Below are 25,205 nucleotides of genomic sequence, written 5' to 3'. Positions count from 1 at the left end.
TGGTTCGATGTGGCAGCGGTAGCTGCCCTGTAAGGAGCGTAATCTCCAGGACTTACGCATTTAGCATTTATTACTACGGTTTTCTGTCATTGCGAACGAAGAGAAGCCATCCCAAAGCCTTGCTACAACCTTACAGTGCGTAAGTCTTAATGATTTTCTCTCCGCAGAAGCAGCTTCGCCATTTGTTCAGATCACCAAAAGTTGCCAAGACCCTTAATTTTGCCTCAAAAAAATCCTGATTGCAGTCTGGAGTAATTATGATTGCGGTCTCCTACTAACTAGATTAGAGGTGCGTCAAGCATTAGGGGAGATGGAATTTGATGTGGATATGCAAGGCGCAAAAAATGCATACCAATACCAGCTAAACCCATTAGCAGACCAGGGACTACATCGCTACCTGCACCACAATTCCAGCAACGAGTTCGTTCATAGTTCTTCCATTGCTCAGTTGCTTGGATCTTTGCTTCCATTCGTAAGTAGGGCTGTTCGGCGAGTTTAGCATACCGAAGTAAGAGTTCAGTGCTACCTGCTCTCCCATGACATAAAGAGTCATTATCTAAGTTATGTAAACTTCTAAGCGTAGCATTCACAGCTGTATGGGCTTCCTGATAGAGGACTTCATCGGTTTTACCTAGTGCATACCAGCTAGCAATTCGGCTCAAGCCAATCCCTGTTGAACCACTACACCAGTAATAAGCAAACTTAGGGCCTGGTGCATCCTTTGTCATTACAGAAGTTCGCAAGTCATACCAATTCCGTTCTTTTGGATCAAACTGAGTCGCTTCATAAGCGAACGCTTTTCGTCCTGCTATGATATAGTCACCTTCATCTATTTGGCAACCAAGTGAAATCAACGCCCAACCAATACCAGCCGTTCCGTGAGAAAAACCAGTCAAATTAGCTTTAGCAAGTTCAGGGTTGAACGGCCATGAAAGTGTTTCATTCTGTAGAACTGCATTTTGCAGCAAATGTTGAGCGCATAGCCTGGCTTGTTCTAATCCCCTTCCCGATGTAAATTTTGCTAGTCCAAGTAGAACAGGAATAATCCCTGCAACTCCATGAATCACATCATAGTAGTGGTCATGGTCGATCAAAGGTGTCAGTTCGGTAGCTAACTGACAGGCTTGCTCAAGAAGTTCTGGCTTATGCCAGAGATGGGCAAGATGCGTTAGCAAATAAATCAATCCAGCAGATCCCTGGAATGCCCCAATCATTATGTCATTGCGCTGTATAACGGCATGAGCAAGAGCCCGTTCTGCTGCGGACTGAAACTTCTCTTCTGGTCGAATTGAGTTAAGGTATGCCAAGAATAAGCAAATTCCAGCTGAACCGCCATACAGAGAGGTATCAACATCCGCTATTTTTTTGCCTGTAGGGGTAAATTCAATTGTTTTCCATGGAGCAGTACAAGAGGGATCTTGAAGTAGGGAACATAATTGTGTACCAATTTGATAGGCGTAATCTAAGGCAGATGAAGTAAAATATTCGCTATCAGCATCATTTGTAGATAGACTTGCATAGATATACTGATTCTGCCGAGTTTGATTATCGTTAGATAATTGTTGAATCCGTTTAGCAGCATTTTCAAGGGGAGAAATTGCAAGCAAATTTGGTAAAGGTAATTGATAGTTGTAAAGGAGATATCGACTATTTGCGCTTGCCGTAAATATAGGAATATCTAACTGCCAGAGTGACGCAAACTCAAATTTAGCAAGCTGTCCTCTCTCATCCCAAGAACGTGGGTACTTAACTAGGCTGTAGAAGATTAAATCTACTTCTAATGGGTCAGAAAGACACTTAGCATGTTGAGATGCATTGATTAAATGAGCATAAACTTGTGTTGCCCGATTAACGAACCGTATAGATGATGTTGCAAACAAGTTGTTAATTATGTTTATTACTTGTTCCTTATTTTTTTGGAACCAAAGATAAACACAATTAAACCCATCAACGATACTATGCTTATATTTTTGTGGCTTTACCAACTGTCCATCATGAAACAATCGATTCGTCGCAGCTACATCAACTAAAACTCCAACCTGTTGCTCAACTGCCAGTGCTAGGGACAAGCGGTTGGTGATTGTAGGAACAGCAAAGGGAACTTTATAGGATTCCCCCCCACTATAACCTGTTAAACTAACTCGCTCATTAATATTAGCTAACTCTTCTTGTGGCCAATCCAGCATACCTGCTTTAAACACAGAATCAAACAAGGTAATTCCTTGTTCCATACCCTCGGGAATTGCCTCAAGAACTGTTTCACAATCACAGATAAAGGCATTGCTATTAGCAGCAAGGATATTCTCAAAGTGCATATCACTACCACCCAGGATATAAAAAATTGCCAGATAACCACCAAGCTGATTGTAAAATTGCTTGATATGCTCCTCAGACTCAACTTGGTTTTTACCAAAAGGTATATATTCTACGTACCCATATCCCTCTTTACAGAGTAACTGATAGGTGGAGAAGTTAGATACCTCAGCTTCAGTCAAAGTTTTAAGTAAACCTTGCATCGCTGCTTCAGATTGAATACAGCGAGGTTTATAAACCAGTATCTTGTTTTCCCTTACTTGATTAACATCACTTAAAGCCATTTCAACAAAAACTACACTGCACCCATTAGTGTGAAAATCTGATTTTCCAAGTTTAAGGGATGTAACTTGTTGAATCTCTATACCCTCGAAAAATACAGAACTAATTTCATCTAAATCATGAACTACTCTTTGAAGTAATTCTTCACTATTTTTAATAAGAAAGCCAGTAATTTCCGCTAGCCAGCGAGCTAAGACGGGAAACTTACAATAGAAAGAATGATAACTGCTTTCATTAGTAAAACTGCTTTCTAAATAAGTAATATATTCTTCTTTATGTTTAGGAGACGATTTATAAATTTTGTTTTTATAGCAATATACGTTAATATCCGCTTCGATTGCTCGAGCCAGCTTCATTTCAAACCTATTTATTAATTCAAACTGAATATCAGTGATTAAACCATAATGGATGTTGAAACTATCTCTATTTTTAGTGACCTGGTTGCAAATAACTTGAAGCCTTTTCTGAAGAAACCGCAAGAAAGGTTCGCAGACTTTAGCGAAGCGTCCATAATAAACATTCGGTTCAAACCAAACAGCGTCAATAAAATCAGATTTGGGTAAATTTATAGTCTCTAAAGCATCCTTATATATACTTAACCAACTGAGATGAATATCAATAAATAGTTGTTGAATTGTTTCCGGTAAATGGACGAGATTACGTTCGCATAACTTGTAATCAGTTAGTAATTGTTGTATTTCTGGTTCTGTAGGTACACTACTTGATAAAGGCTGAAAAATTTGCTGCTGAATTTGCATCACAGCTAGTTTGCTAGTCAACTTATCTATCATCCAGTTATCTAAGGAAGTTATAGAATTCGTGTATCTCTTTGAAACACTTCCTATAGATATTTTCTTAACAAGAGCTATACGCTCTGACAAATTACTTGCACGACAAGCAATATCGGTAATAGCAATTGTGTCTAGCACTATTTATCCCTCATCGTAATGAATTAGTAGAAAAGCGATACTGAAAATACTCAACTTAAATTCCACAGAGAGATATATCTAAAGAACAAAAAGTAAAAGTAAAAGGATAAAAAGGTTGTATCGTTCTTTAGCCTGGCTTTACAAAATTTAATCAAAAAGCTCTACAGACATCATAACAATACAACCTGAACTCTTTCCAGTGTGAAGCACTTGTATAGCTATAACTTTCACATCAAGCTAATCCTAAATTTATACAATTAGAAATTGACTAAAGACTTGTTCCATCACATCTCATAGTCCAGCCAGTAATACATGTACTCCTGCATTCATACGATCTGCCATCACAAACAATAGTGAACCCAGAAATGCAAGTTTCTACACATGCGGCTTGGTTAGCATTCTTGACAATCTCAGCAAATGACATATCTTGTGGTAAGACTGATGCTGGTAGAGTTGAGAAATCAATAGAGGAAAACTCGTTACGAAAATCAAAATCTACTACTGAGCGCAGTAACCATTCTTCGTCAACTTGTTCATCTACTGAATTTTCAAGCAGTTCTGTTGTACTCATGTAAGTTTACTCCAAAAAAAGGTAGGGTAATAGAAGACGGAATACCAAGATTATTGATTGCTTTCACTCTCAATTTTGTCAATAATCTCTTGAACAATGGAAGGGAGGTCTCTTGCCAATGCTTGAACTCTTTCAGTAAAGAATGCGCTGGCAAATGCCACCTTTGCCTCCTCCTCTCCTAATGCTTCCTTAAACTGCTTGTACTTAGTGGCAATAATGTTATATTCCTCTTGATCCTCAATGTTGTTGCTCATGAAAATTACCTATTTTGTTAGATTGCAATTAATGCGGAAGTAAGAAAAAATTCTTACAGATCTTTTGTTTAAGCTCAGATTATTAGCCCTTAAACTTAATTGATTAACACAATAACACTTAATTTTTTAAGTGTTAAAAAAATTTACAATACTTAATTTTTGACTGAAATCCAGGGCTGATAGAAGAGGGATAGCATGGTGTTATTGTTTCACTGGGGATAGATTTTAATCCCACACACCGATCTCTGAGTAATGTAGAGCGATCGCCCCTGAAACGACTAAAATAGAATCATAGAATTACAGACTAAGGCTAACTGTTTTATGCCCGAAATCGTCGAAATTCCCCTGGAACTGACTCGCTTTCAACTGTCGCCCGCTGTTCAAGCCCGTTTGCAATTTCTCTTAGATCGTCAGGATGAAGGTTACACCCTATCTCAAGCAGAACAACAGGAAGCCGAGGGATTAGTTGAATTGATGGAATTTTTATCATTGCTACAGTTACGTTCAACACGGGTGAGCCAGTAATTATTAATGACAAAGATGACTGCTTCTCTCCATCGATGGGTGATTCAACGAGCTAATAATCGCTGTGAATATTGAAACTATGATAAATTGGCTACAACGGACTACATTATAAAGTTAAAAGAATAGATGAGCCGACATATTATTTAAGGACTGTTAGTAATTTCAACTATCATTTCTCCTAAGCGCAATTGCTCTAACGCATCAGGCAAAGTAGCAGTCAACAATTGCCGCAAGTTGCGGTTAGTGACATTGCCACAAGTTAACCACAAAATTTGGGGAGGCACTCCTAAACGGCATACCAAGTCAATGAAGTCACTGTCTTTCGTCATAATCACAGCATTTTCTGCGCGCGCAGCTTCAAAAATTTCCAGATCTTGAGCATCCCTCAGCGCCAAATCTCGCAAGGCACTCGCTTCTAACCTAAAAGTTTCTGTTAGCCAACTTGCCAGTGTGGGTGGGAGTTGAGCATCAACCCAAATCTTTATGCTGTCAGTCTAGGGAAATCAGTACGCCGTGCTGCAAAGATCAAACAAGCTTGAATATCTGCTAATTCCAAATCAGGAAAATCTTCTAAAATTTCAGTAACACTAACATTTTCAGCCAACATTTTTAAAATATCGGTGACTCGAATTCGCATCCCTCGAATACAAGGACGACCACCACACTGACCAGGTGTTTGGGTAATTCGGTTTAGCAAATCAATCGTTAAACTCATAGTAAACTCAATTGTTGAAGCTACATTTTTTTGAAGCTTAATATCAGGTTAGCATGGTGTTGTTTTACTTGCTGTGGATTTCAACGCTGCCCATACCGATTGCTGGGTAATGTAAAGCGATCGCGCCTTAAATGAGATCATAATAGTTTATTCAGACTCCCAAGGATTAACAATTGCAATACCGCACCCTTCAAAATCGGAAACATTCCGAGTCGCAAGAGTAGCTTGGCGAGTGTAACAAATACTGGCTATTTGAGCATCAGCTTGGGATATTGGTTTACCCAGTTGTCTTCTTTCGGCAGCAATTCTAGCAAAAGCAATTGCTGCTGTTTCATCAAACGGTAGAATACGTCCAGCAAAATCTTCAGCAAACATCAATTGAGCCGTTTGATTAAGTTCAGTTTGGCGTTTTCCTGAAGGTAGCAAAGCAATCCCATAAAGAATTTCAGCTTGAGTCATAGTTGTAGTAAAAAGATTCGTTATGGGCTGTGCTGCTACCCATTGACGAACTACTGATGAACCTCTAGGGTGCATCAATTCAGACACTACATTCGTATCAAGTACAATCATTATAAGTCTTCAAAATTAGGTGGTTCGCGTAAAAGTTCTCTAGCGATAGTCGGAATTTCAAAATCGCCAAAATGGGCAAAACGTCGCTCGATAGCCAAGACAAGATTTAAGGGTTCGAGAGTTTTTTTTGTCAAGACAGCGCGGAGGATTTCTTTAGCTTCTTCTTCCAGAGAACGCCCATAATATTCGGCTCGCTTTTGGAGGCGATTTTTCAGATCATCATCAAAGTTTTGAATCGTGATATTGTTCATAGTAGATTCAATTGTTAAAGCTACATTTTTTGGAAGTTTAATATTAGGTTAGCATGGTGTTGTTTCACTTGCTGTAGATTTCAACGCTGCCCATACCGATTGCTGGGTAATGTAAAGCGATCGCCCCGTCCCACTCTCCAAATCAAAATAAGTCGCAAACCGCTTGAGATTACCCGCAGCCATCCGGTACAGATAATCCGCTGCCTCAGCCGCCACTCGAACATTTACGCTCTCGCTCTGCAAGTTTAGCATTGCCATCTCAGCACAAGATAAGTTATTTGTCAACTCTTCTGGTTTCGGTTTCAAAAGGTCAGGAGCTTGCAGCATCGGAGATGGCAACCTCGCACATCCGAGTCCCCCAAAATGATAGAACTCCGGGTCAGTTTCCAAAGAACTGCCCAGCAAGATTTGTCCGGCTGTGACATGATTTCCGCAATCTAAATACCACACACGGGGGATTTCAGAGCGGCTGTAGTATTGGTTTAACTCAAGCGCCTGGTTAATAGCCGCTCTCCCGGCAGCCGTGTCCACGCATCCGACCAGGATGGTCAGCTTGTCGTAAGCTCTTCGGATCAGCTTCGGGTCAAATTCCTGTACGAAAGCCGTCGTGTCCACTCCCCAAGCGATCGCATATCTCAACGCTAGAGCCTGGGCTTTGGGTAGCCCGATTTCCTTGTCACAAAACGCCTGCCTGCTGATGTTGGCTTCTTCAACTATATCGGGATCTGCGATCGCCAATTGCACCTTCTTCCCTGACTTACCCAAACTCCGCGCCAATCGCGCAATATGGTACGATAGCCAAGAACCCGTTCCTCCGGCTCCAATTAGCCAAAAATCAATTGAATCAGTTTGTCTGATAATTAGCGGTGAAGCTTCTAAATAATCATAATTAAACATTAGCTAAATCTCCTATCTTAATTTACAATTCCATCGGTTTATCAAACAAAAGCGGTACAACAGAATTCTAGAAAAATTTACAAATCGAACCTTTTTTCGTCTGTAAAATCCATAATAAAACTCGCTAATTCAATCATTAATTATTGTTGAGACTAATTTTGCAATGGTTTGGTGGGTACTGATTAAATCTTTAACCGGATAAGATGAACGGTTAACGGCTTTTTCAAGTTGCTGACGAACATCATTGGGTTTCGCCTTAGATTTACCATTACTTAAATGCTCATTAAAGGAACTTGAGATGAATAATTCCCAAGCATTTGTAATGGTATTCGGCGAAGCGATAGGCGGTTTATGATCTCCCCAACAGATGCGTCCACAGGATTGATAAGACTGTGAATAAACGTTAGGTAACGGAACATGAAAAGCTTCTGCATCTGGGTTAAATTTTGAGCCTTTAATCGCCCAAATCCAGTAATCTAATTTTAAACCTAAAAACACCAATGCAGGTAAAGGAATGAATAACTTTGATTCCTTTACATTAATTTCATGTTTTTGTGGGGAAATGAATTTAATTGTCCATTCTCCACGACTACCTGTTCCCCAACGTACTATTCCTAATTCTGGGTTCATCCAACCCGAATCAATGGGTGTATTTGCAAAAGCAGTTCTCAGCGTTGTAGGAGACAAACATTTGTACTTAGAACCATTTTCGGATTGATAATGGAAAATGTAAGTCTCACCCTCCAGAAAAAGAAGTTCAGCTTGAATCGCAGATAATTGCCGAGGGGCAACTGTCAGAATTTCCTGAATTATTTCAGATCCAATGTCAGATTCCATAATGCTAAAAGGTGTGAAAAATTAGTGTTTGGGTCAGCTTCAATCCATTCAATTAATTCGTAAGCTTGATTGAGGAGTTGAGTGGCTTGATTCCATTGATGAGTGAGAAATTTAACTTCTTCAAGCTTCCAAGGTCTTAATTCAATATTACGACTCCAATAACTTTCAGAACAAGCAATCTGATCTAACCAAATATTATCGGTTTCTAAGTCAAGGAGTGCTAATGCAATGGGAAAAGCATTAATAGGAGATGTCGCCCGAAAAGCTAATTTTTTGAGAAGGTTCAGGTTAATTTTTTCAGGATGAGTAATGTCCTTTAAGCTATATCCAAATGTGCATTTGTACCAAGCTTCTCCTTGAGTACCTTCAACAGTTTCCAACCACCATCGACCTGACTTTGAGAGGGGGAGAAGGAGTTGCCACCCTGTTCGCAAAGCTTCAATTCCTTCTTCTTCATCTTGCCAATCTATTCCTTTAGGAGAGACCGGAATTTGATACAGCCGTTCTTCATAAGCAGTCTCTATTATTAGGTCATCTATGGGGAATAAATGTTCGTTCACCAATGAAATAAACTCCAACTCTTTTGGACTATGACTGTTATTTTCAGAGTAAATTTCAGATTGGCTTTTTTCCCATTCAATAGGAAACAATTCTTGGTAAAGATTTAGAAGCTGATAGGTGTTCAGTTTAGACCATAAATAGTCAATGGCTGATTCAATATCGATGATAGGTTGGCATTGGTGTAATAGTTGCAGAGCAAATTTAGCATTCCAAATTATAGCCATATTAAAACCCTGTTGGAATAGCTGTAGCAACAGAGGGACTATTAAACAACCGTTCTTTCGTTTGTTCAACTGCTTTTATATCATCTGTTGCTTGGGAAATTGCTAACTCAATCGTTTTTACCATTTCTTTCATTGTGGTACTATCAAGTTCTCCAACAAGCTCTAATCGTTGGAGCTTTCGGCACATAGAAAGGGCTGGATTTACTTCTTCGGGAGCATTAATCAGGAATTCTAGGGGACTAATTTTCATGATTATTTTCATCCTTTAGATCCATTTTGTTTAGCAATTGTAATCAGTTCTCCTGGCTTTCTGATAATGTCTGCATTAGCACAATCAGGGTAGTAAGTTGTTAACAATTTACGAAGTTCTTGATCATCATTGGCTATTTCTTCATCAACAGGATGCTGTTGTCCTTCAAATGAAATTAGCACTTTCTTTTTTGAAGTCATTGGGTTCTCCTAAAGTTAGGTAAGGGGTTCAAATTTAAAATAAACTTAGTTGAGTTCCAGTAGCTTTGGGTTGGGTAGAAGTTTCTGATTTAACCATTTTACTGGTTTCATTTTTAGGTTGATTGGGATTAGAAGTTGCTTTCTTTGGGTTGCGAATATTAGCCATTTGTCGTCGCGCTTGGCGATTTGGAAAATCAGCAACAAGTTCCTTAAATAATGTTTGAACAGGAGGGGGTAATTCTCCCAAGGATGACGCTCTAATTTTTTCACCCATTGGAAAATCGCCGTGACTGCTGGCTGAAATAATCACAATCCGCTCGTCTGGATGACCATCATCAGGTTTAAATGTTAGATGGAGTTCGATAGTACATTGTTCAAAATTGTAAGGTTCTTCTGGTTCAGTTACAGTATTTTCTTCATCTTCTTCTGCTAAAGTTTCATCATTAATTAAATCTGAATCAGTAGCAGAATTAGAAGATTTTATAGCCACTTCATTTTGGATATTATCTGGAGAAAGTAGAGCTAAATAAGGTTTGTTAGCTTGCCAACGTTCGCGATCAAATAACAAGCCAACTTTTTGAAATCTTTCTTCTATTGTTTCTTCCTCTTCTGATTGAAGAGTATATTCAATTAGCTCCTCACTCGTTACTGATAAATTAGCAGAAGCAACGGCACGTTGTGGGCTTAACCATTTCATTTTTGTGCTTATTGGTTAATTATCACCCTATTGATGGGCGTTAGCCCCTCTTTAGAGGAAAGATAGAACATAAAAAAATAACAGATAGCTCTATGATTATAAAAGCTATCTGTTGTTAGTGAAGCACAATCATTTTTGATATCGTAAGAGTTTAAATCAAACCATTATGCTTTTATTCCCTGATTAAACTTCTCAGTATTTTTTTTAGAAAATGTCTTTCCCTTTCGCTTGGTTTTGGGTATTGACATTGAATCAAAATTCTGAGTAGTTGAGGAACTGCTACGATTAGAAATAACTTCAATTGTACCAGTTAGATTAGACGGAACTAGGGCGTATTCTACTCTAAGTTTCCGTTCAATACGAGTGCCATCAACAGGAATACCTTGTTTCCAGTCTTCAATGATTTTACGTTTGTTGGGCGCAACAACAAGCTTTTCTGTGCGATACTCGCTGGGTAAGTCAGAAGGATCGATTAAAACTTCACAACTTGGGGGATTTTCTTTTAGTTGGATGTGACGCGATCGCCCAACAACATTAGTAGAAATAACCCCCATTTGGTGAATATAGAGTAAGGTTTTATCAAGGTTACTACGCCACCGTTCTAGTCGTTCAATTGCCTGATTATGCAGTGTAACTAAATGTTTTAAACGAGCTTTAATTGCACAAATTTCAGCATCTAATTGATCAGCTAATTCAGCGTGAGTATCAACAGTCGTTTCTTGGTCTGTTTGATTGTCCCAAATTGCTTTAACAATCGCCTCCTCTTGTTCAGGAGTTTCAGCCATTTCCAATTGAGTCCACAGTTCAACCGCTTGGATTGAATATCGGGCTAACAAATTTTTAGCTAAGTACATAAATTACCACTTTCCACAACAATGAAAATACTCATCAAACGTTTCAAATTGGACAAAAATCGCTAAAGTTCCTGGTGTGAGTTCATGATTATCAGCTTCACAACTTTCTAAAAAAGGTTCCAAAGCGAATGAATCATCACAGAAATTAGTGATTACAACACCAGGATAATTTGGAACCTCATCGATTTTGGGGCTATTAGGAGTGTTTTCCATTTCGGTTAGAAGCCCTTAAGGACTCAACTTTTTTCAAAGCAGGAACTCGTTGTTTCCGAGAGGAAGTTTTTTCTCTATAAACTTCTGAGTAACTCTCTTCATCATCCTCAAGATCAGAGTTATCCAAATCCGTTTGATTATCCTCCTGTTCTTCATCCGATTCTAAGGGATGGGAGTTTGTTGTATCGATGGGTATTTCTGATGTTAGGGAAGCAGCCAATGGTAGACTTGGAATGGCGATGACATCATAGCCTAACTCTAAAATTAAAGATTGCAAAACGCTTTCTATTTGCTGTTGAGATAACCCAGGAGTTGTTCTCTTAAGTTCTTGCTGTTTGATTAACATCCAAATTTGAAGTGTTTCTTCTGGGCTTGTTGTCTTCAATGCGGTTTTAATTTTTCGGGCTAGTTTCTCTCGCGTAGATTTCAAAGGATCTGGGGTTGTTCTTTGGGTACTATGGGTTGGATTGGTAAACATAATTAATAACTCAGAAAATGTTATTTTCACCTCTGGGCTTGGGCGTTAGCCCATTAATCATTTATTAAAATCAACAGGAAGTAGAGTTTTATTTAATTCTTAAGGATGATCAAGTTATGGGCTAATAAGTTATAAGGTAGAAACTGATTCAACTATAAAGCTTATAACTTTTATTAAGTTTAATAATTCTTAATATTATGAATTCAGCCACAGGTTTTTATCCGGTTATTCTAATTCCTGATTCAATTCGTTATTTCTGCATTAATAACCCAATACCCGTATTGAATAGCAGTCCTAATTCAGTGGCAGAATTTTCTTCTGAAATGAAATTGTCCTCAAAAGAATATATTTATCCTAGTTCTTGTTTATATGGGGTTATTGTAATTTGGGTCGTGAGTGTTGTAATAGTCATGTTAGTTAATCAACTATTCAGCATGAGCATTCTAGCTTTTTGGTTATCGCTGATATGTGCGTCATTAAGTGCAGTAGCAGCTTGTTTTTACCTGCAATTTATTAATTTTAAATTGGGCAAACACTATCAGAATAAACTTACTAAAACTCAACAACAAATATCTAAATTCAAAAGTAATTCATTACAGCAATGCAAAAATCAGAAAATGGAACAATATAATAATTTGTTAGAAGATCGTTCTAATAAGCTTTTATTTTTATTGAGTAAGATTGTTCAGCCTCCATCTAATCAAGGGAATACAGGAGTACAGCAAGGAGTCAGTGAAAAGCAATTTTTTATTTACTTATGTCGTTATTTCTCTGGCGTTTATGACTTTTGCATGGGTGTTGAGTTTCCTATACCTAATACCTCTTTCTGTTACACGGCTGATTTTATTCTAATTCATCAACAAACAGGTTTAGCAATAGATATTGAAATTGATGAACCTTATGATGGAAAAACAGGAAAGCCTCATCATTGCGTAGATCAAAATAAAGATCAGCAACGCAATCGATTTTTTTTAGAACGAAATTGGGCTGTGATTCGGTTTTCTGAGTATCAGGTTGTTAAATATCCAGAGGGGTGTTGTAAAGCGATCGCTCAAGTTATTTTTCAAATTACAGGTGATGATAGCGGTTTAATTAAACTACAAAATATCAAAGATTTACTCCCTCATAAACAATGGAAAAATAAAGAAGCTGTTTATATGGCTAAGACTAAATTTCGTCAATCTTACTTAAAAAATAATTTCCTATTGTAGTATGGAATTTTATTTAATTAAAACGAGGAAGAACATCATCTAAGCGAAGTTGCAAACTTTTGAACAGAGGAGAAATAATCGGTTCACCGAGACGAAATTGTTGCTGGGTGTAATCTTCATCAATTAGTTGACAAACCGTAACAGTTGGTTGTTTGGGTTTACCAATAAAAGCGACACCCCCTAAACCCCGATAATCTACAATCCAATATTCAGGAATTCCAAAAAGAGCATATTCTTCAACTTTTCGGGCGTAATCTGTTTCCCAGTTTGTACTCACAACTTCTACCACTAATTTAATAGAACGTCCTAGGGTAATAACAGGTTCTCTTTCCCATAAGGGTTCACTAGAAAGCGCTGTTTCATCTAAAACCACAATATCAGGACGACGGGCAGTTGCGACATCGGTAAAAGGACGAATTAAACAAGTTCGGGGAATAAACCAAGGGAGTTTTTCTGTTGTAATAGCAATACCGATTTGAGTGGCAAGTTTACCACTGACAGTCTCGTGGGGGCCGGTTGGTTCCATTTCAACTAATTCTCCGTCAGCGAGTTCATAGCGGGGATTATCACCATATTGAGCTAGAAATGTTTCAAACGTTAAAAGTGTCTCTAGGGTATAAGTCATTGTAAAACTCCTATAGAAAATTATCAGTTATCAGGTATCAGTTCAATACCGCAATAATTGAAACTGATAGCTGTTAACTGATTAATTAAGGGTACAATCCCAAATTGTCAGTCTTCGTCGTTTGAGTTCTGCAACAATTAAGGGATACTGTTCTAAATTTGGGTTGCTTTTGACAATTGCTATTGCCATTTCACGGGCTAAATTCAGTAAGTCTTCATCATCCAGTATATTAGCTAGTGCAAATTCTGAAATTCCTGACTGGCGATAGCCCATCACAACACCTGGCCCCCGCAGTCGCAAATCCATCTCTGAGATGAAGAACCCATCACTGGATTTTTCTAAGACTTGAAGCCGCGCTTTGGCTTGTGCGGTTTGGCTGGTATTGAGCAACAAACAATAGGAACAATGGGAACCTCGACCCACACGACCTCTTAACTGGTGCAGTTGAGCTAAACCAAAGCACTCGGCATGGTCGATTAAGATAACGGTAGCATTGGGAACATCTACCCCAACTTCCACAACCGTAGTAGAAACCAAAATTTGGGTTGTGTTGTCACTAAATGCCCTGAGAGCTTCATCTTTCTCGGCGGATGTCATGCGACCGTGCAGTAATCCAACCCTAAATTCAGGGAATATTTGGGTTGATAGTCGCTGATATTCTGCAACAGCCGCTCTTAAATCTAGTTTGTCTGATTCTTCTACCAGAGGCAGAATGATGTAGGCTTGGCGACCTTGAAGTACCTGATGACGGATCAAATTATAAGCGGGAGTACCTTGGTTAATCACTTTGGTTTGGATTTTCTGTCGCCCAGGAGGTAATTCGTCAATCTGGCTGACATCTAAATCGCCGTGCAACGTTAGTGCTAAAGTACGAGGAATCGGAGTAGCAGTCATTGTCAGGACGTGAGGTTTATTGCCTTTGTTCAGTAAATCTTGTCGCTGCTGTACTCCAAATCGATGTTGTTCATCGATGACGACCAAACCGAGTTTGTTGAAGTTCACTTTCTCTTGTAACAAGGCGTGAGTTCCCACTAATAAAGAAAGTTCGCCTGTCTCCAGTTGAGCGTGGATTTCTCTGCGCTTGGCAACTTTAGCAGAACCTGTCAGCAATTGCACAGAAACACCCAAGGGTTCAAACCAGGTGACAATTTTCCTATAGTGTTGTTCAGCAAGCACTTCTGTAGGAGCCATTAATGCGGTTTGATAGCCAGACTGAATCGCAACTAGAATCGCAGCAACCGCAACAACGGTTTTTCCTGAACCCACATCCCCTTGTACCAATCGATTCATCGGGGTTTTGGAAGTCATATCGTTGAGAATCTCATTGATAACCCGACGTTGAGCTTGGGTGAGGGGAAAGGGAAGTAGGGAGTAAAACTGTTTGAGTAGTAGGCCAGTAGGAGTAATCTCAGTTACAGCCGAATTTGCCAACCATCGATGGCGGCGCAGAAGGAAGGAAAGTTGGAGATAGAAAAACTCATCAAATGTTAGGCGACGACGGGCCGCTTCGAGTTGAGGTTCATTAGGGGGTTGGTGAATGAAAGCGATCGCCTGTTGCAATTCCATTAAACCCGGTTTCTGTCGGAGATTTGGAGGTAAAGGGTCAATGAGTTGTTGGACAGCTTCTAAAGCTGAGGATACCGCATCTTGAATAATTTCATGACTGACCCCTTTTGTTAATGGATAAATCGGGATAATTGAGTTTTTCGTATCTCTGGCTTCATCAAGGTCAATTAATCGAATTTCAGGAGAAGTTAAAACTTTGCCGTAATAACAATCCGCTTTAACAACTCCTGATACAGCAATAATGCTTTGATGAATATAAATTAAGTTTTGCTCGTTTCTCCACTGTTGAGATTGATAATAGGGATGGTTAAAAAAACGTTTACAGGCAATGTTACCCGTTTTATCCCTAACAATAAGGGTCTGAATGGTTAAGCGAGGATTTTTGGGCGGACTGATAATTTCGTGTTTCTTTATTTTACCAACGACGGTAACAGAATCGCCAATTTTTAACTCTGATATTTTGACTCGTTGGTACTTGATATAATCACGAGGAAAGTAAAACAACAAGTCAAAAATAGTGTTAATCCCCAGTTTTTTGAGCAGGCGACTATTAATTTTGCTTAATCCTAATAAATGATGAAGGGGTAAATGCAGATTCATGGGATTTAAAGATTGGTGTTAAAAGCACTTCTGTAGCTGCGTTAGCAGCAAGAAAACTAAAACCCCCATCTTGCTCTGTTTCATAAAGCTAACCATTGCTTAATACTGCCCAAAATCGAATAATAATTACGACTAGAATAAGCGGGTTTAGAACAGGCACTTTTCCAAATTCTCTCTCGTTCGTTATCATCAACCGAAGGATTACAACGATTGCTATACTGCTTAAACAATTTGTAAGGAGTCGGGAAATAATTTTTTCCTTGTTCATCTAATAAACTAGCAGTTCCCAGCAAGTTTCTAGCTAATTTATAACCCCAATTATTACGATTTCCTAGATAACCGCCTTGGGTGATCAGAGTTCGATCATCTTGAGTTAAACAGATCAAGAGAGGAATTGATAATTGAGTGCCTAATTTTAGAAGTTTTGGAGTTTTACTTATGCTTTTATAAGAAGCTTTTATGCGGGTGTATTTGCATCTATTAACCCTAGAATCAATAACTGATTTATTCTCAATTTTATTCTTAAGCACCTCCTCTGGATTTACCGGATCTCCTGCTTGCTGCTTGTGGAAGAATTGAACCCATTTTCGCCATCGTGGTTCTTCTAAACCGTAAGGGAATAAACCAGTAGAATTTAGCAACTTATTGATTAACTTAGGGCTATATTGAGTACCCAAACATTGCTCAAGCGTAATAGGAACTGGAGAACTTAACGTTCCATTAACCACTTTACAGCGATATAATCCGGGTAATCTCATTGCTCGTGCTAAATTACAAATTGCTGGATCTGAAGCTTGAATAATCGTTAATTTGCGGTTTAATAGTAACCATTGTTTCGGAGTTAAAGGTTCACTCGCTCTAAAATAAACATGGAGCGATTTTCCGCCTGTGTAGACGACTGCTGAGGGAGTTAAACCCGTTTTTTGCTTAAGATTTTCAATGGCTTGTTGTTGATAAAAAACTGATAAATTATCAATCTCATAAAAAATGGAGTGACAGTTAATGACATGAGCATTACTAATCCCAACGGTGGGTTGATTTGGGTAAAAACAAACTGTAGCTCCAATTTTAGACAAATTTTGTGCTAGTTTAAATCCATCTTCATAAATTTTAGTTGTGGGTTGCCAGATTGTATTTCCTTTTTGATCTCTTCCACCGTAACAGCATCGAGTTAAACTGAATCCAAAATTAGTGACCTCACCACAGAAAATATATTGGCAATAAAATTTTCTGTCTCCTCGTAGATAAGTTTTCCAACGATAGGGTGCAAGAATATCTGGATAATTCCATGAAGCTCGAATCCAAATTTTAGAACCCAGATTAAACCCGATAGTCTGTAAAAATTTAATACAGCTTTTTCGTTTTGATTCACTCATATTAAAACCTTGTATTAGTTGAAAAATCAATCAATTGAATCGGCAAATTCTTAATCTTATGCAGCGTTTGCTGCCTAGGTCAAAACCCATTTTTTACAGTCAACAATTAATAGTGTTTAGTAACTGAATACAGACGCGGCACAAACCTTACGGTATAGCTTCACCTAGCCGCGTTTCTATAAAGGCGTGACTGTAAAGATAGTTCTGAATTTCAGTTTTGATGGGATTGGGCAACAGACACATCACAGCACCCAATAACTTACAAAGGGTTGGGACAGAAGCCATCGCTAAAATACGCCGGAATGTCCTTCGGCCATAACTTTGCGCCCAAGTGACAACTTCAACAACCACATCCGATGGTGTAATTTCTCCACTTTCGAGAGATTGGACAACGAGGGGGAGATAAGTTTCAGCAATCCATCGGGCATCATCGGGCAGATCAGAAAGTTGACTTTTGCTATTAATACCTTCTAATAACAGAAGTAAACTTTTTTTCAGGAGCCTGAATCCTATACCCAATCGGTCTTTCAGATTCTTGGTGATCCCACTTTTAGTAATTCCGAGTAAGGAGGCGATTTCGTCGATAGTGGCGACGGTGCCGCTTTGAATGGAATGCCAGAGCGCTTCAATAATCCACCGTTCGGTTTGAGCACCTTTAGAAGCCGCTTGAGGGGCATAATCATCAATCTTCTCAACGGTGACGGTTGCGCCGGGGAAGGCTAACCGAATTTGACTGATGGTATGGTTATCGAAGTCTGCAACTAAGTAACTGTGAAGCTGTTCCTTGGGGCGCAGGTGGGCGCGAAGTCGGCTAACGTCTTGAATAAGTTCTGAGGTGATTTTGCGGTTGACCCATTTGCCATATTGCCCGATTAATTTTTCAGGACAGTTAACCCATCCTCCTAAAATGTGATATTCAGCCCCAATTCCCCCTAAATTAGGGACAGGTCTACCAATACTAATCAGGCTTTGAGTATTGAGGAACTGGTTTGAACCCCTGGTATCCCGATGCCAGTACCCCAATTTCAAATCATCCACTAAGTCTTGATAATGCTCGATGGCGGATTTATGGTCAATTAATCCGATATTGTGACCTTGTTCTTTGTGAATTTTTGCGATCGCTTCAATACCAATTCTGATCCGTCGCTGTTGGGTTTCTCGTCGCTGCTTCCCGCAATTTCCTAAGCCTTTAATTAGATGAATATGTAAGTTGGGTGTGCAACGTTGAACTTCTCTTACTTCTAAAATTTCATTCGGATTAATCCCTAAACTGAAGGCGTAATCTTCTTTAGATTGAGTCGCATCTAACGCAATCGAAAAACCTGCATTTTTAATAATATTGCGATGGCGTTTAGCCAATTTAGTTATCATTAATTTACCATTATTAATCCTTAAATTAATTCTTTTATTTCCCGTTATACAATCAATTAAAATAGGCAACCAAGCTGGAATAATATTTGCTTTAATTGCTGCTTGTTTTTGTTGAGGGGTTTCCAGAGAATTAAGGTATTTTTCATAATTTTCAAACATTTTATAACATTCTTTCTTCAAATCATTGAGAGAAGGTGCAATCCAATTTGTTCCGCTAATTTTAATTGCAGTAACTTCACCATCAATGATTTCATAATCCCAGATGGGAGTACCCCAAACATTATCTGCTTTCAACCAATCATCTGCATAAAGTTCCCAGATTGTTTGGTTTAGCTCATCAATAGATGGCATTAATTCCATCACTTGATGATGATAAATACCCCATTTATATTTTTCTTGATCAACTTCTTCTAACGCTTGATAAACTGCTATTAAAAGGGGGCGTAATGCCTTGAAAATGCGTTCATCTTCTCGAAGTTGCAATTTAGCTGCTGTTTTGATAATCTCATCAACTTTAATAGTAATTTGATGAGCGTTCTTGATATTTTTATCGGATTCTTCAATAATTAAAATATCATCTTTTGAAGGAGTCGGAATCGAATTAATATCGGCTCGAATTAAAGGTTCATAGCTTAAAGTATCCCTACGATTGAGTAGAAAAGGACAGCCCTGACTGAGTAGTGGGCAAGATTGGCAAATCGGTGAATCTTTCCCCCCAAAAACAGGTAATCCAAGTTCAGAAACCGTTAAAAACGTGTCATTTTCAGGGCAATTAGAAGGAATATTAACGGCTCCATTTTTTTGATCTAAACTTGTAGCTCGAATGATGTAAGGCTTGCCTAATGGAGTACGGCGACTGAAATCATAAACTAAACCATTATGGCGCGATTCGAGGTCAATATAATTGGCTTCAATGGTGGCATTGGTGGGGTTTCGATGGTCAGGAGATAAGTAGAAAATGCGAGTTTTATTCTCAGTTTGATGAGGTTCAATTCCAAAGGTTTCTAAGTTAATTAATCCAGCATCGTGAGACTTACCATGTCCAGCAGGAGTTGAATCTTTAAGATACTTATATCCTCTTTCATAGGCTTCTTGATAAAAAGTTAATCGTTCTCCTTGTTGAATAATAAATTGAGGATGTCCTAATTGTTGCCATTCCTCAACCATTGGGAGTTGTCCTGGGATATAAGGTACAGAAGTTAGAAGCTGAGGTTTCCAAAGAACAATTGCCGTTGATGGAGGAGTTGGAGTGGGGGTAGCTTTTAGAATTGAACTAGCTGCAAATTCTGTAGTTTGATTATGTTTTTTACGCTTACGGAGATGGTGGCTATAAAACTGTTTTAGGGTTTGAGATAATTCCTGTTGCAGTTGTGGAAGCTTGAACTGTTCAAACCATTCTGTTTGAGAAAGAGTTAAAGAATGAGAATCAGGTTCGGGAATTCCGGCCCAAGTTTCAAAGGAAACAAGGGTAGCTTGATTAAAGGTGTGAATATCAATTTCATCAATATCTAACCCTTGAGATTTAGGTTGGTTTCCTTGACCCCAATCTCTAATTTCAAGGGTATATCCTAATCGTTTGATAAACTGATTAAGTTCTCGATATTGCCTCAAAACTTGGGGATTGAGGAGAGAAGCAGTATCAGGATTTAAGATGATTTTGTCTGGCTGAATTTCTTCAAAAATGGTTTTCAATTGTTCAGGGGAATGATGCCAATTTACTCCCCCCGCACCGACTACGGTTAAGTGATGTCGCTGTGAAGCAATTAAGGGTTTTAGAGTTCCTTCAATAATGTCTAAATTTTGGGAACAGCTTGGATAGAATTGTAACGGCAGTTCTCCGTTTTTTAGGTGAGGCTGAATCAGGTGCTTATATTTCCCCTCCTCCCGATTATCAGATGCGAGTTGAAACCCAATAATTAATCCACTAAAACTGAATAAAGGAATGAGAAATCCATCATTTTTAATTTGTAAGGTTAGTCCATCGACACTGATACCTGGAAAATTAGGATTAACAGGAATCATTAAATGTTGATAGCGTTCGACCGATTTAAAGCCAATTGCTTCAATATCCGCATCTGTTAACCCGCGATTGAGTAAAGATTGACGGTGACGGGTACTTAATCCCAGTTGTTTGAGGAGTTTTCGAGCTTCTTTGTCTCGTTGTTCATCGGTTAAAGCGGTTGCTTGGCGCTTTCTCTTCTGTTGTTTCCGTTCTTCTCGTTGCTGTTTCCATTGTTCTCGTTGTTGTTGGCGCTCTTGTTCGGTTTGGGAGGTAGAAGCGACGACCAGGGAACCCATGCCGCCTTTGAGTTCCTTTTTCCAAACCCAGCCAGAGGGAACATTATTTTTATCGGTTCGCAGACAGAGGACAGCGACATCGGACAAAATCTGGCATCCGTGATCTTTTCCACAGACGGGACAGGGATTAAGGCGATTGACGTAATAACCTTTAGCCATTAGCCTTCACCTCCGGTTGTTGTATTGAGGGAGATGAGTGCTTTATCCCGTTGATGAATTGGACAGGGATAATTTTTTGTGGAGTTTTGTTGCGGTTGAGGGGTGTTAGGGTATATAATCATAATTAAGGTTTTTTAATGCACCCTTCTTGGGTGATGAACGTCCCAAACCTTTGCCTTCGGTTAACTTGCTGGAAAAGCCTACAAAACTAATACAGCTTGTTAGAGATTAGGTTTTAGGTTGGGTTTTTTTCTGAAAATAGTTAAAAACTGGCCGTGTAGTTGTTGTAGCAGTTACACGGTTTTGTTTTGATCACAGAATCGACCCAGCCGATTGACCATACAACTACCGAACGGTCGTGAGTTAGACTTCCCGGTTGATGCCTTGAATAGGTCAAGAATGACATTAAGTTCAGATGAAACCCTAGTAGAACTGGCCATAAGCTTTGACAAATAGTGAATTCTTTTTACCAATATACTATAAATCTTTGAAAGCGGACACAATTTCTGGCATCAATGAGAACTTTTGCTATTTTTTAAGGTTTTACAATAATATTTTTAGATAAAAATATGTTTTTAATGTACTCTATCTAAAAGAAGATTTTTGATTATCTCCTCTGAGATATCCCTTTATTCTAAACTCAGTTTAAAATAAAAAAATAATCCTAAAATAGAAAAACTTTATTAAAATTCAAAATAGTTTATATTTTATTAGTTTAAGTTAATACCTTGAGTCCATTGCTCTAATTCTTGCTGTACTAGATTCTGAGTTTGATCGATTTCAGGTAATAATTTTTCTATTTCTTGGTCTGAATTGATTAAAATTTGGTTCCAGCCTTCAATACCTGGATTAATTCGTTGAGCTTGGGGTAAAGCCTCAATAATTTCTTGAGAGAGTTTTTCTCCAAATTTATCCCCTTTCAAGCCAATGACTATAGTGGGAATATCTATTAAAAAATCTGTGGGTAATGAAGATATACCATCCAGGCTTAAGTATAGCGTTGGTCTAATATTAAAATCAGGGTTTAAAGCGATCGCTGATAAGGTTTCTATCGGATCACTGGTAATAATAACTCGTTCAATATTATGTTGAGTCGCTATCCAGAAAATGCCTGTTTCGTCATCCTCAGTCTTGGCCAACGGCATTTTCACATCAGAGTTAATGGAAAATTTTCCATTAGACTCTAAAGTACAAGTTCCCGTGTCCTCTCCAGCCAATGTGCGGAGGGTAAATACAGCACGGTTGTGTTCATCTGCATTAATCCATCCCTTGTGGTGTAACAAATCTATCAATTCAGAAGGTAAACTGGTATTTTCTATGAATCTTTCTCGTAAAAGTTGCCAAGATGATGTTAAATTCTGCTGCTGATTTTCTAAAGTTTCATTAGGTTGAATTATTTCAGGAGGTTGAATTGTTTCAGGAGGTTGAATTGAAGGATCATCGATAGAGTCTGATTTTATTAAGTTAAAGTTATTATTGTCGAGATACTCTACAGCTTGATTAACTGGATTCTCATCAGTCCAATTGGATAGAGCTAAATTATCTGGATTAGTTTTTGGATTAAATAAGTCATTAAAACCGGTATCTTTTAAGTCAACATATTGAGAATCTTGGCTATTATCAGAACCCCTAAAAAGTTCTTCAATTTCTTCTGAATCTAAATTAGAATAATAGCTAACTCCTCGATATTTTTGAAGTCCTTTGAAGGTGTAAGCTTTCCCTAAATGAGTGCCACTAAAAGCAACATCACCCAACTTATAACTAATTCCTAATTCTTTTGTAGGTGTTGGTTTAATTCTAACGCTAATTCCTTGCTGTGTCAGTCGGTCAACCAAAACCATCATTTCAGGTTGATCAATTGTAGCTTGATCAAGAACGGTTTGTAGTTGTTCGCGTATGCTAGTTTCTCCAGTTCTAGCTAATTGTCTACATTCGCCTGTGGTGGGAGAACGACGTTCTTTTTCCCAACTGCGGACAGTGGGTGTTAACCCATATTTTTCTTCTAATTGTTCAATTAATTTCTCGCTGCGTCGATAGTTCCAACTATCCGAGACGCAAGTTCCTTTACTATTTAATTTAATCCGACTTGCGGCAATATGAATATGATCATGATCACAATCTGTATGGCGAAAGATTGCAAATTGATTTTGATCAAATCCCATTCCTTTAAGGTAATCTAAACCAATATCAAGCCATTGAGCATCGGATAAAGCTTCACTCTGGGGAACACTTAAAGCAGCATGATAAACGGGTTTTTGCACTCGATTGTTCAAATAAAGAAAAGAGCGAAACTCCACAGCTAATTCCTGCGGTGTTTTTCCCATCATATTGCTTCCAATTAAAGAAGCACCTTCTTTAGAAAAGAGGTAATTGAGCAGTTTGGTGAAGTTTTTACCGATGATTTGTTTACCAATCATTGACCCAAGTTCTGTGTTGAACTGATAAAAGTTAGTTCGTCTCCTGTTTAGTCTATTGGCTTTTAAAAGGAAAAAGGATCTAACTTTCGGTCATGTTGTTCTAATTTGTAAATCAGCCAATGGGTTGATTTATTTTTTTCGGTTGCAACTTAATAGCTGGCTCAACAAATCTGTGAAGTCTTCAAATTCTTTAAAATTTCAGTCAATCGAGACTCTCTACTGATTTAAGGCATCTAAGCGATCCAAAACTTCTAAACCCTGTGCCACATCGCCCTGCATTGCCAAAGCTTGAAATCGTGTCTGAGCATCAAACTCAGCGATCGCCAACGTTGTTGACACTCTCACCGTCACATCGCCAAGCGATGTGACGTTCGATTCTTTGTTCAGCGAATCGACTTGCCCTGATAGAACGGATTCTATTAAAGTAGAGGTCAATTCTCCCAAAGCGCTTATCGGTTCTAGACCGAAAGTTCCCGTATGTCCTGCGGTACTTAATCCAATTCTTAAAATGTTCCGAGCAGCATTCTCATCCCTGTCCAACTGACATCCACAACTACAAATATGGGTTCGAGTTGATAGGGATTTTTTGACTGTTTTTCCGCAACTTGAACAATTTTGACTGGTGTATTGAGGGGGAACAGCAATTGTTGCTTTTCCATACTTTCTCCCAAAATACTCTAACCAAACCCTAAATTGATACCAAGCTGCATCATTAATCGACTTAGCTAGACAGTGATTCTTTACTAAATTTTTAATTCTTAAATCTTCGTAGGCTACCACATCGTTAGAGTGGATGACGGAGTATGCAACTCGTTTGCTGAACTCTTTTCGTTGCCGACTTATTTTAAGATGAAATTTAGCTAATCGCTGTCTTGCTTTTTTACGGTTATTAGACCCTTTCTGTTTTTTAGAAAGTCGTCTCTGTAACCGCTTGAGTTTCTTTTCTCCTTTTCTCAAGAATTTGGGGTTATCTACTTTATTACCCTGGTCGTCAGTGTAAAAAGCAGATAACCCCACATCTAAACCGATTGTTTTATTGGTCGGTTCTGTCTTGATTTGAACGTCAACTGCAAGAATGAATTGGCAGTAGTATCCGTCTGCACGTCTAACTAACCGAACTCGCTTAATCTGTTCGGGTTGATAGAAGTGCAAATCATAACTTCCCACTAACCGTAACCGCCCAATTCCTTTTTTATCAGTAAAGGTAATTGCTTTACGGGTCTTTAGATCTAAATTCCATCCAGTTGTTTTGTATTCAACTGAACGGCAATTCTTTTTAAAGCGTGGAAATCCTTTCTTACCTGGAACTTTTCGCTTACAGTTATCGTAAAATCGGGCGATAGCTGACCATGCTCTCTCTGCGCTTGACTGTCTGGCTTGAGAATTTAACTCGCTCGCAAATTTAAACTCATGAGCTAATACTCGGCAATACTTATTTAGGTCATAACGTCCTACTCCTTTGTTATCCATCCAGAAACGAAGACATTTGTTTTGAATGAATTGAGCAGTTCTAATTGCTTCATCTATTGCCTTATATTGTTCAGTTTTAGCTCTGATTTTAAATTCTAGAACGAGCATCTTATGTCACAACTATCGACCTAAATTTAATCCTAGCACAAGTTTTCTGCTTTGTGTTAAGTCTTTCTCTATCGTGCTACGCTGGTTATATTACTCGGTTTTTCATCTCACCGTTAAGCTGTGCTGTAACGAGAGTCTTCAAACCGAAATTTTAGATAATTCTTCCATAAGCTTATTGATACTGATACCGTGAGATTGAGCTAAAGCTTTCAGGCGGAAGTATTTGTCATCAGGTAAACGAATCGTTAAAGTTGCCATATTGTAATTACTCCTTTTTTACTTCTTGGCACTTGGCACTTTTGTGGTTTGTATGGACGCTTGATCCCGCAGCAGTTCAACGTTTGGGAAAATTCTACGCCATAAGTTCTATTTTGCAGGTTTTG

At 38.6% G+C, this 25,205-nt stretch carries 25 protein-coding genes; 2 read left to right on the top strand and 23 right to left on the bottom strand.

Annotated features, from left to right (window positions below; genetic code table 11):
* Nucleotides 1-278 precede the first annotated feature (278 nt).
* The 3 genes from H6G57_RS18595 to H6G57_RS18585 form a co-directional block, all read right to left on the bottom strand.
* Nucleotides 279-3,524, bottom strand: coding sequence for a type 2 lanthipeptide synthetase LanM family protein (locus H6G57_RS18595; protein WP_190521180.1), 3,246 nt, complete (start codon nucleotides 3,522-3,524; stop codon nucleotides 279-281).
* Nucleotides 3,525-3,792: 268 nt separating this feature from the next.
* The gene (locus H6G57_RS18590; RefSeq protein WP_190521178.1) at nucleotides 3,793-4,095 is read right to left on the bottom strand and encodes a cinnamycin family lantibiotic; all 303 of its coding nucleotides are present in this window, start codon (nucleotides 4,093-4,095) and stop codon (nucleotides 3,793-3,795) included.
* Nucleotides 4,096-4,145: 50 nt separating this feature from the next.
* Complete coding sequence (locus H6G57_RS18585; protein ID WP_190521176.1) at nucleotides 4,146-4,349, bottom strand: hypothetical protein; 204 nt, start codon at nucleotides 4,347-4,349, stop codon at nucleotides 4,146-4,148.
* A gap of 321 nt (nucleotides 4,350-4,670) precedes the next feature.
* On the opposite strand from H6G57_RS18585, the gene H6G57_RS18580 reads away from it, so the two are divergent.
* Nucleotides 4,671-4,874, top strand: coding sequence for a hypothetical protein (locus H6G57_RS18580; protein WP_190521174.1), 204 nt, complete (start codon nucleotides 4,671-4,673; stop codon nucleotides 4,872-4,874).
* Nucleotides 4,875-5,017: 143 nt separating this feature from the next.
* On the opposite strand, the gene H6G57_RS18575 is transcribed toward H6G57_RS18580, so the two are convergent.
* From H6G57_RS18575 to H6G57_RS18515, 13 genes are all read right to left on the bottom strand, one after another.
* Complete coding sequence (locus tag H6G57_RS18575; protein ID WP_309235961.1) at nucleotides 5,018-5,353, bottom strand: DUF5615 family PIN-like protein; 336 nt, start codon at nucleotides 5,351-5,353, stop codon at nucleotides 5,018-5,020.
* A 2-nt stretch (nucleotides 5,354-5,355) separates the two neighbouring features.
* The gene (locus H6G57_RS18570) at nucleotides 5,356-5,589 is read right to left on the bottom strand and encodes a DUF433 domain-containing protein (protein WP_190521172.1); all 234 of its coding nucleotides are present in this window, start codon (nucleotides 5,587-5,589) and stop codon (nucleotides 5,356-5,358) included.
* A 147-nt stretch (nucleotides 5,590-5,736) separates the two neighbouring features.
* The gene (locus H6G57_RS18565; protein WP_190521170.1) at nucleotides 5,737-6,159 is read right to left on the bottom strand and encodes a type II toxin-antitoxin system VapC family toxin; all 423 of its coding nucleotides are present in this window, start codon (nucleotides 6,157-6,159) and stop codon (nucleotides 5,737-5,739) included.
* Nucleotides 6,159-6,410 carry a plasmid stability protein gene (locus H6G57_RS18560; protein ID WP_190521167.1) on the bottom strand — a complete coding sequence of 84 codons (252 nt, stop codon included), beginning with the start codon at nucleotides 6,408-6,410 and terminating at the stop codon, nucleotides 6,159-6,161. The genes H6G57_RS18565 and H6G57_RS18560 overlap by 1 nt, the downstream gene beginning before the upstream one ends.
* Before the next feature lie 48 nt (nucleotides 6,411-6,458).
* Nucleotides 6,459-7,307 carry a ThiF family adenylyltransferase gene (locus H6G57_RS18555; protein WP_190521165.1) on the bottom strand — a complete coding sequence of 283 codons (849 nt, stop codon included), beginning with the start codon at nucleotides 7,305-7,307 and terminating at the stop codon, nucleotides 6,459-6,461.
* Nucleotides 7,308-7,436: 129 nt separating this feature from the next.
* Nucleotides 7,437-8,144: a hypothetical protein gene (locus H6G57_RS18550; RefSeq protein ID WP_190521163.1), complete on the bottom strand. Its 708-nt coding sequence runs from the start codon at nucleotides 8,142-8,144 to the stop codon at nucleotides 7,437-7,439.
* Entirely contained in the window at nucleotides 8,117-8,929 is an 813-nt protein-coding gene (locus H6G57_RS18545) for a hypothetical protein (RefSeq protein WP_190521161.1), read from the bottom strand. The genes H6G57_RS18550 and H6G57_RS18545 overlap by 28 nt, the downstream gene beginning before the upstream one ends.
* A gap of 1 nt (nucleotide 8,930) precedes the next feature.
* Nucleotides 8,931-9,179: a hypothetical protein gene (locus H6G57_RS18540; protein WP_190521158.1), complete on the bottom strand. Its 249-nt coding sequence runs from the start codon at nucleotides 9,177-9,179 to the stop codon at nucleotides 8,931-8,933.
* A gap of 8 nt (nucleotides 9,180-9,187) precedes the next feature.
* Nucleotides 9,188-9,379: a hypothetical protein gene (locus H6G57_RS18535; RefSeq protein WP_190521156.1), complete on the bottom strand. Its 192-nt coding sequence runs from the start codon at nucleotides 9,377-9,379 to the stop codon at nucleotides 9,188-9,190.
* A 34-nt stretch (nucleotides 9,380-9,413) separates the two neighbouring features.
* Nucleotides 9,414-10,076 (bottom strand): hypothetical protein, encoded by a 663-nt coding sequence (locus H6G57_RS18530; protein WP_190521154.1) that lies wholly within the window; start codon nucleotides 10,074-10,076, stop codon nucleotides 9,414-9,416.
* Between the two features lie 164 nt (nucleotides 10,077-10,240).
* Nucleotides 10,241-10,930 (bottom strand): siphovirus Gp157 family protein, encoded by a 690-nt coding sequence (locus tag H6G57_RS18525; RefSeq protein WP_190521152.1) that lies wholly within the window; start codon nucleotides 10,928-10,930, stop codon nucleotides 10,241-10,243.
* A 3-nt stretch (nucleotides 10,931-10,933) separates the two neighbouring features.
* Complete coding sequence (locus H6G57_RS18520) at nucleotides 10,934-11,143, bottom strand: hypothetical protein (protein WP_190521150.1); 210 nt, start codon at nucleotides 11,141-11,143, stop codon at nucleotides 10,934-10,936.
* A complete protein-coding gene (locus tag H6G57_RS18515; RefSeq protein ID WP_190521148.1) occupies nucleotides 11,127-11,621 on the bottom strand; it encodes a hypothetical protein in 495 nt (164 codons plus the stop codon). The genes H6G57_RS18520 and H6G57_RS18515 overlap by 17 nt, the downstream gene beginning before the upstream one ends.
* 197 nt (nucleotides 11,622-11,818) lie before the next feature.
* On the opposite strand from H6G57_RS18515, the gene H6G57_RS18510 reads away from it, so the two are divergent.
* Nucleotides 11,819-12,832 carry a hypothetical protein gene (locus tag H6G57_RS18510; protein ID WP_190521146.1) on the top strand — a complete coding sequence of 338 codons (1,014 nt, stop codon included), beginning with the start codon at nucleotides 11,819-11,821 and terminating at the stop codon, nucleotides 12,830-12,832.
* A 13-nt stretch (nucleotides 12,833-12,845) separates the two neighbouring features.
* Here the strand turns inward: H6G57_RS18510 and H6G57_RS18505 are convergent, their stop codons facing one another.
* The 7 genes from H6G57_RS18505 to H6G57_RS18480 form a co-directional block, all read right to left on the bottom strand.
* Nucleotides 12,846-13,457 carry a Uma2 family endonuclease gene (locus H6G57_RS18505; RefSeq protein WP_190521145.1) on the bottom strand — a complete coding sequence of 204 codons (612 nt, stop codon included), beginning with the start codon at nucleotides 13,455-13,457 and terminating at the stop codon, nucleotides 12,846-12,848.
* A gap of 81 nt (nucleotides 13,458-13,538) precedes the next feature.
* The gene (gene recG / locus H6G57_RS18500; RefSeq protein ID WP_190521144.1) at nucleotides 13,539-15,623 is read right to left on the bottom strand and encodes an ATP-dependent DNA helicase RecG; all 2,085 of its coding nucleotides are present in this window, start codon (nucleotides 15,621-15,623) and stop codon (nucleotides 13,539-13,541) included.
* A gap of 80 nt (nucleotides 15,624-15,703) precedes the next feature.
* On the bottom strand, nucleotides 15,704-16,999 hold the full coding sequence (locus H6G57_RS18495) for a hypothetical protein (RefSeq protein ID WP_190521143.1): 1,296 nt from the start codon (nucleotides 16,997-16,999) through the stop codon (nucleotides 15,704-15,706).
* Nucleotides 17,000-17,146: 147 nt separating this feature from the next.
* On the bottom strand, nucleotides 17,147-20,827 hold the full coding sequence (locus H6G57_RS18490; protein WP_190521142.1) for a hypothetical protein: 3,681 nt from the start codon (nucleotides 20,825-20,827) through the stop codon (nucleotides 17,147-17,149).
* Nucleotides 20,827-20,949 carry a hypothetical protein gene (locus H6G57_RS29450; RefSeq protein ID WP_255528385.1) on the bottom strand — a complete coding sequence of 41 codons (123 nt, stop codon included), beginning with the start codon at nucleotides 20,947-20,949 and terminating at the stop codon, nucleotides 20,827-20,829. Before H6G57_RS29450 ends, H6G57_RS18490 begins: the two co-directional genes overlap by 1 nt.
* A gap of 588 nt (nucleotides 20,950-21,537) precedes the next feature.
* Nucleotides 21,538-23,244: a relaxase/mobilization nuclease domain-containing protein gene (locus tag H6G57_RS18485; protein WP_190521132.1), complete on the bottom strand. Its 1,707-nt coding sequence runs from the start codon at nucleotides 23,242-23,244 to the stop codon at nucleotides 21,538-21,540.
* 216 nt (nucleotides 23,245-23,460) lie between these two features.
* The gene (locus H6G57_RS18480) at nucleotides 23,461-24,822 is read right to left on the bottom strand and encodes a transposase (RefSeq protein WP_242049015.1); all 1,362 of its coding nucleotides are present in this window, start codon (nucleotides 24,820-24,822) and stop codon (nucleotides 23,461-23,463) included.
* Between the last annotated feature and the right edge of the window lie 383 nt (nucleotides 24,823-25,205).

Origin of the sequence: Planktothrix sp. FACHB-1365 (assembly GCF_014697575.1) — a bacterium.
GTDB lineage: Bacteria > Cyanobacteriota > Cyanobacteriia > Cyanobacteriales > Microcoleaceae > Planktothrix.
Note: the sequence above shows the minus strand (reverse complement) of the source record. Positions and strands in the feature narration are given on the sequence as shown.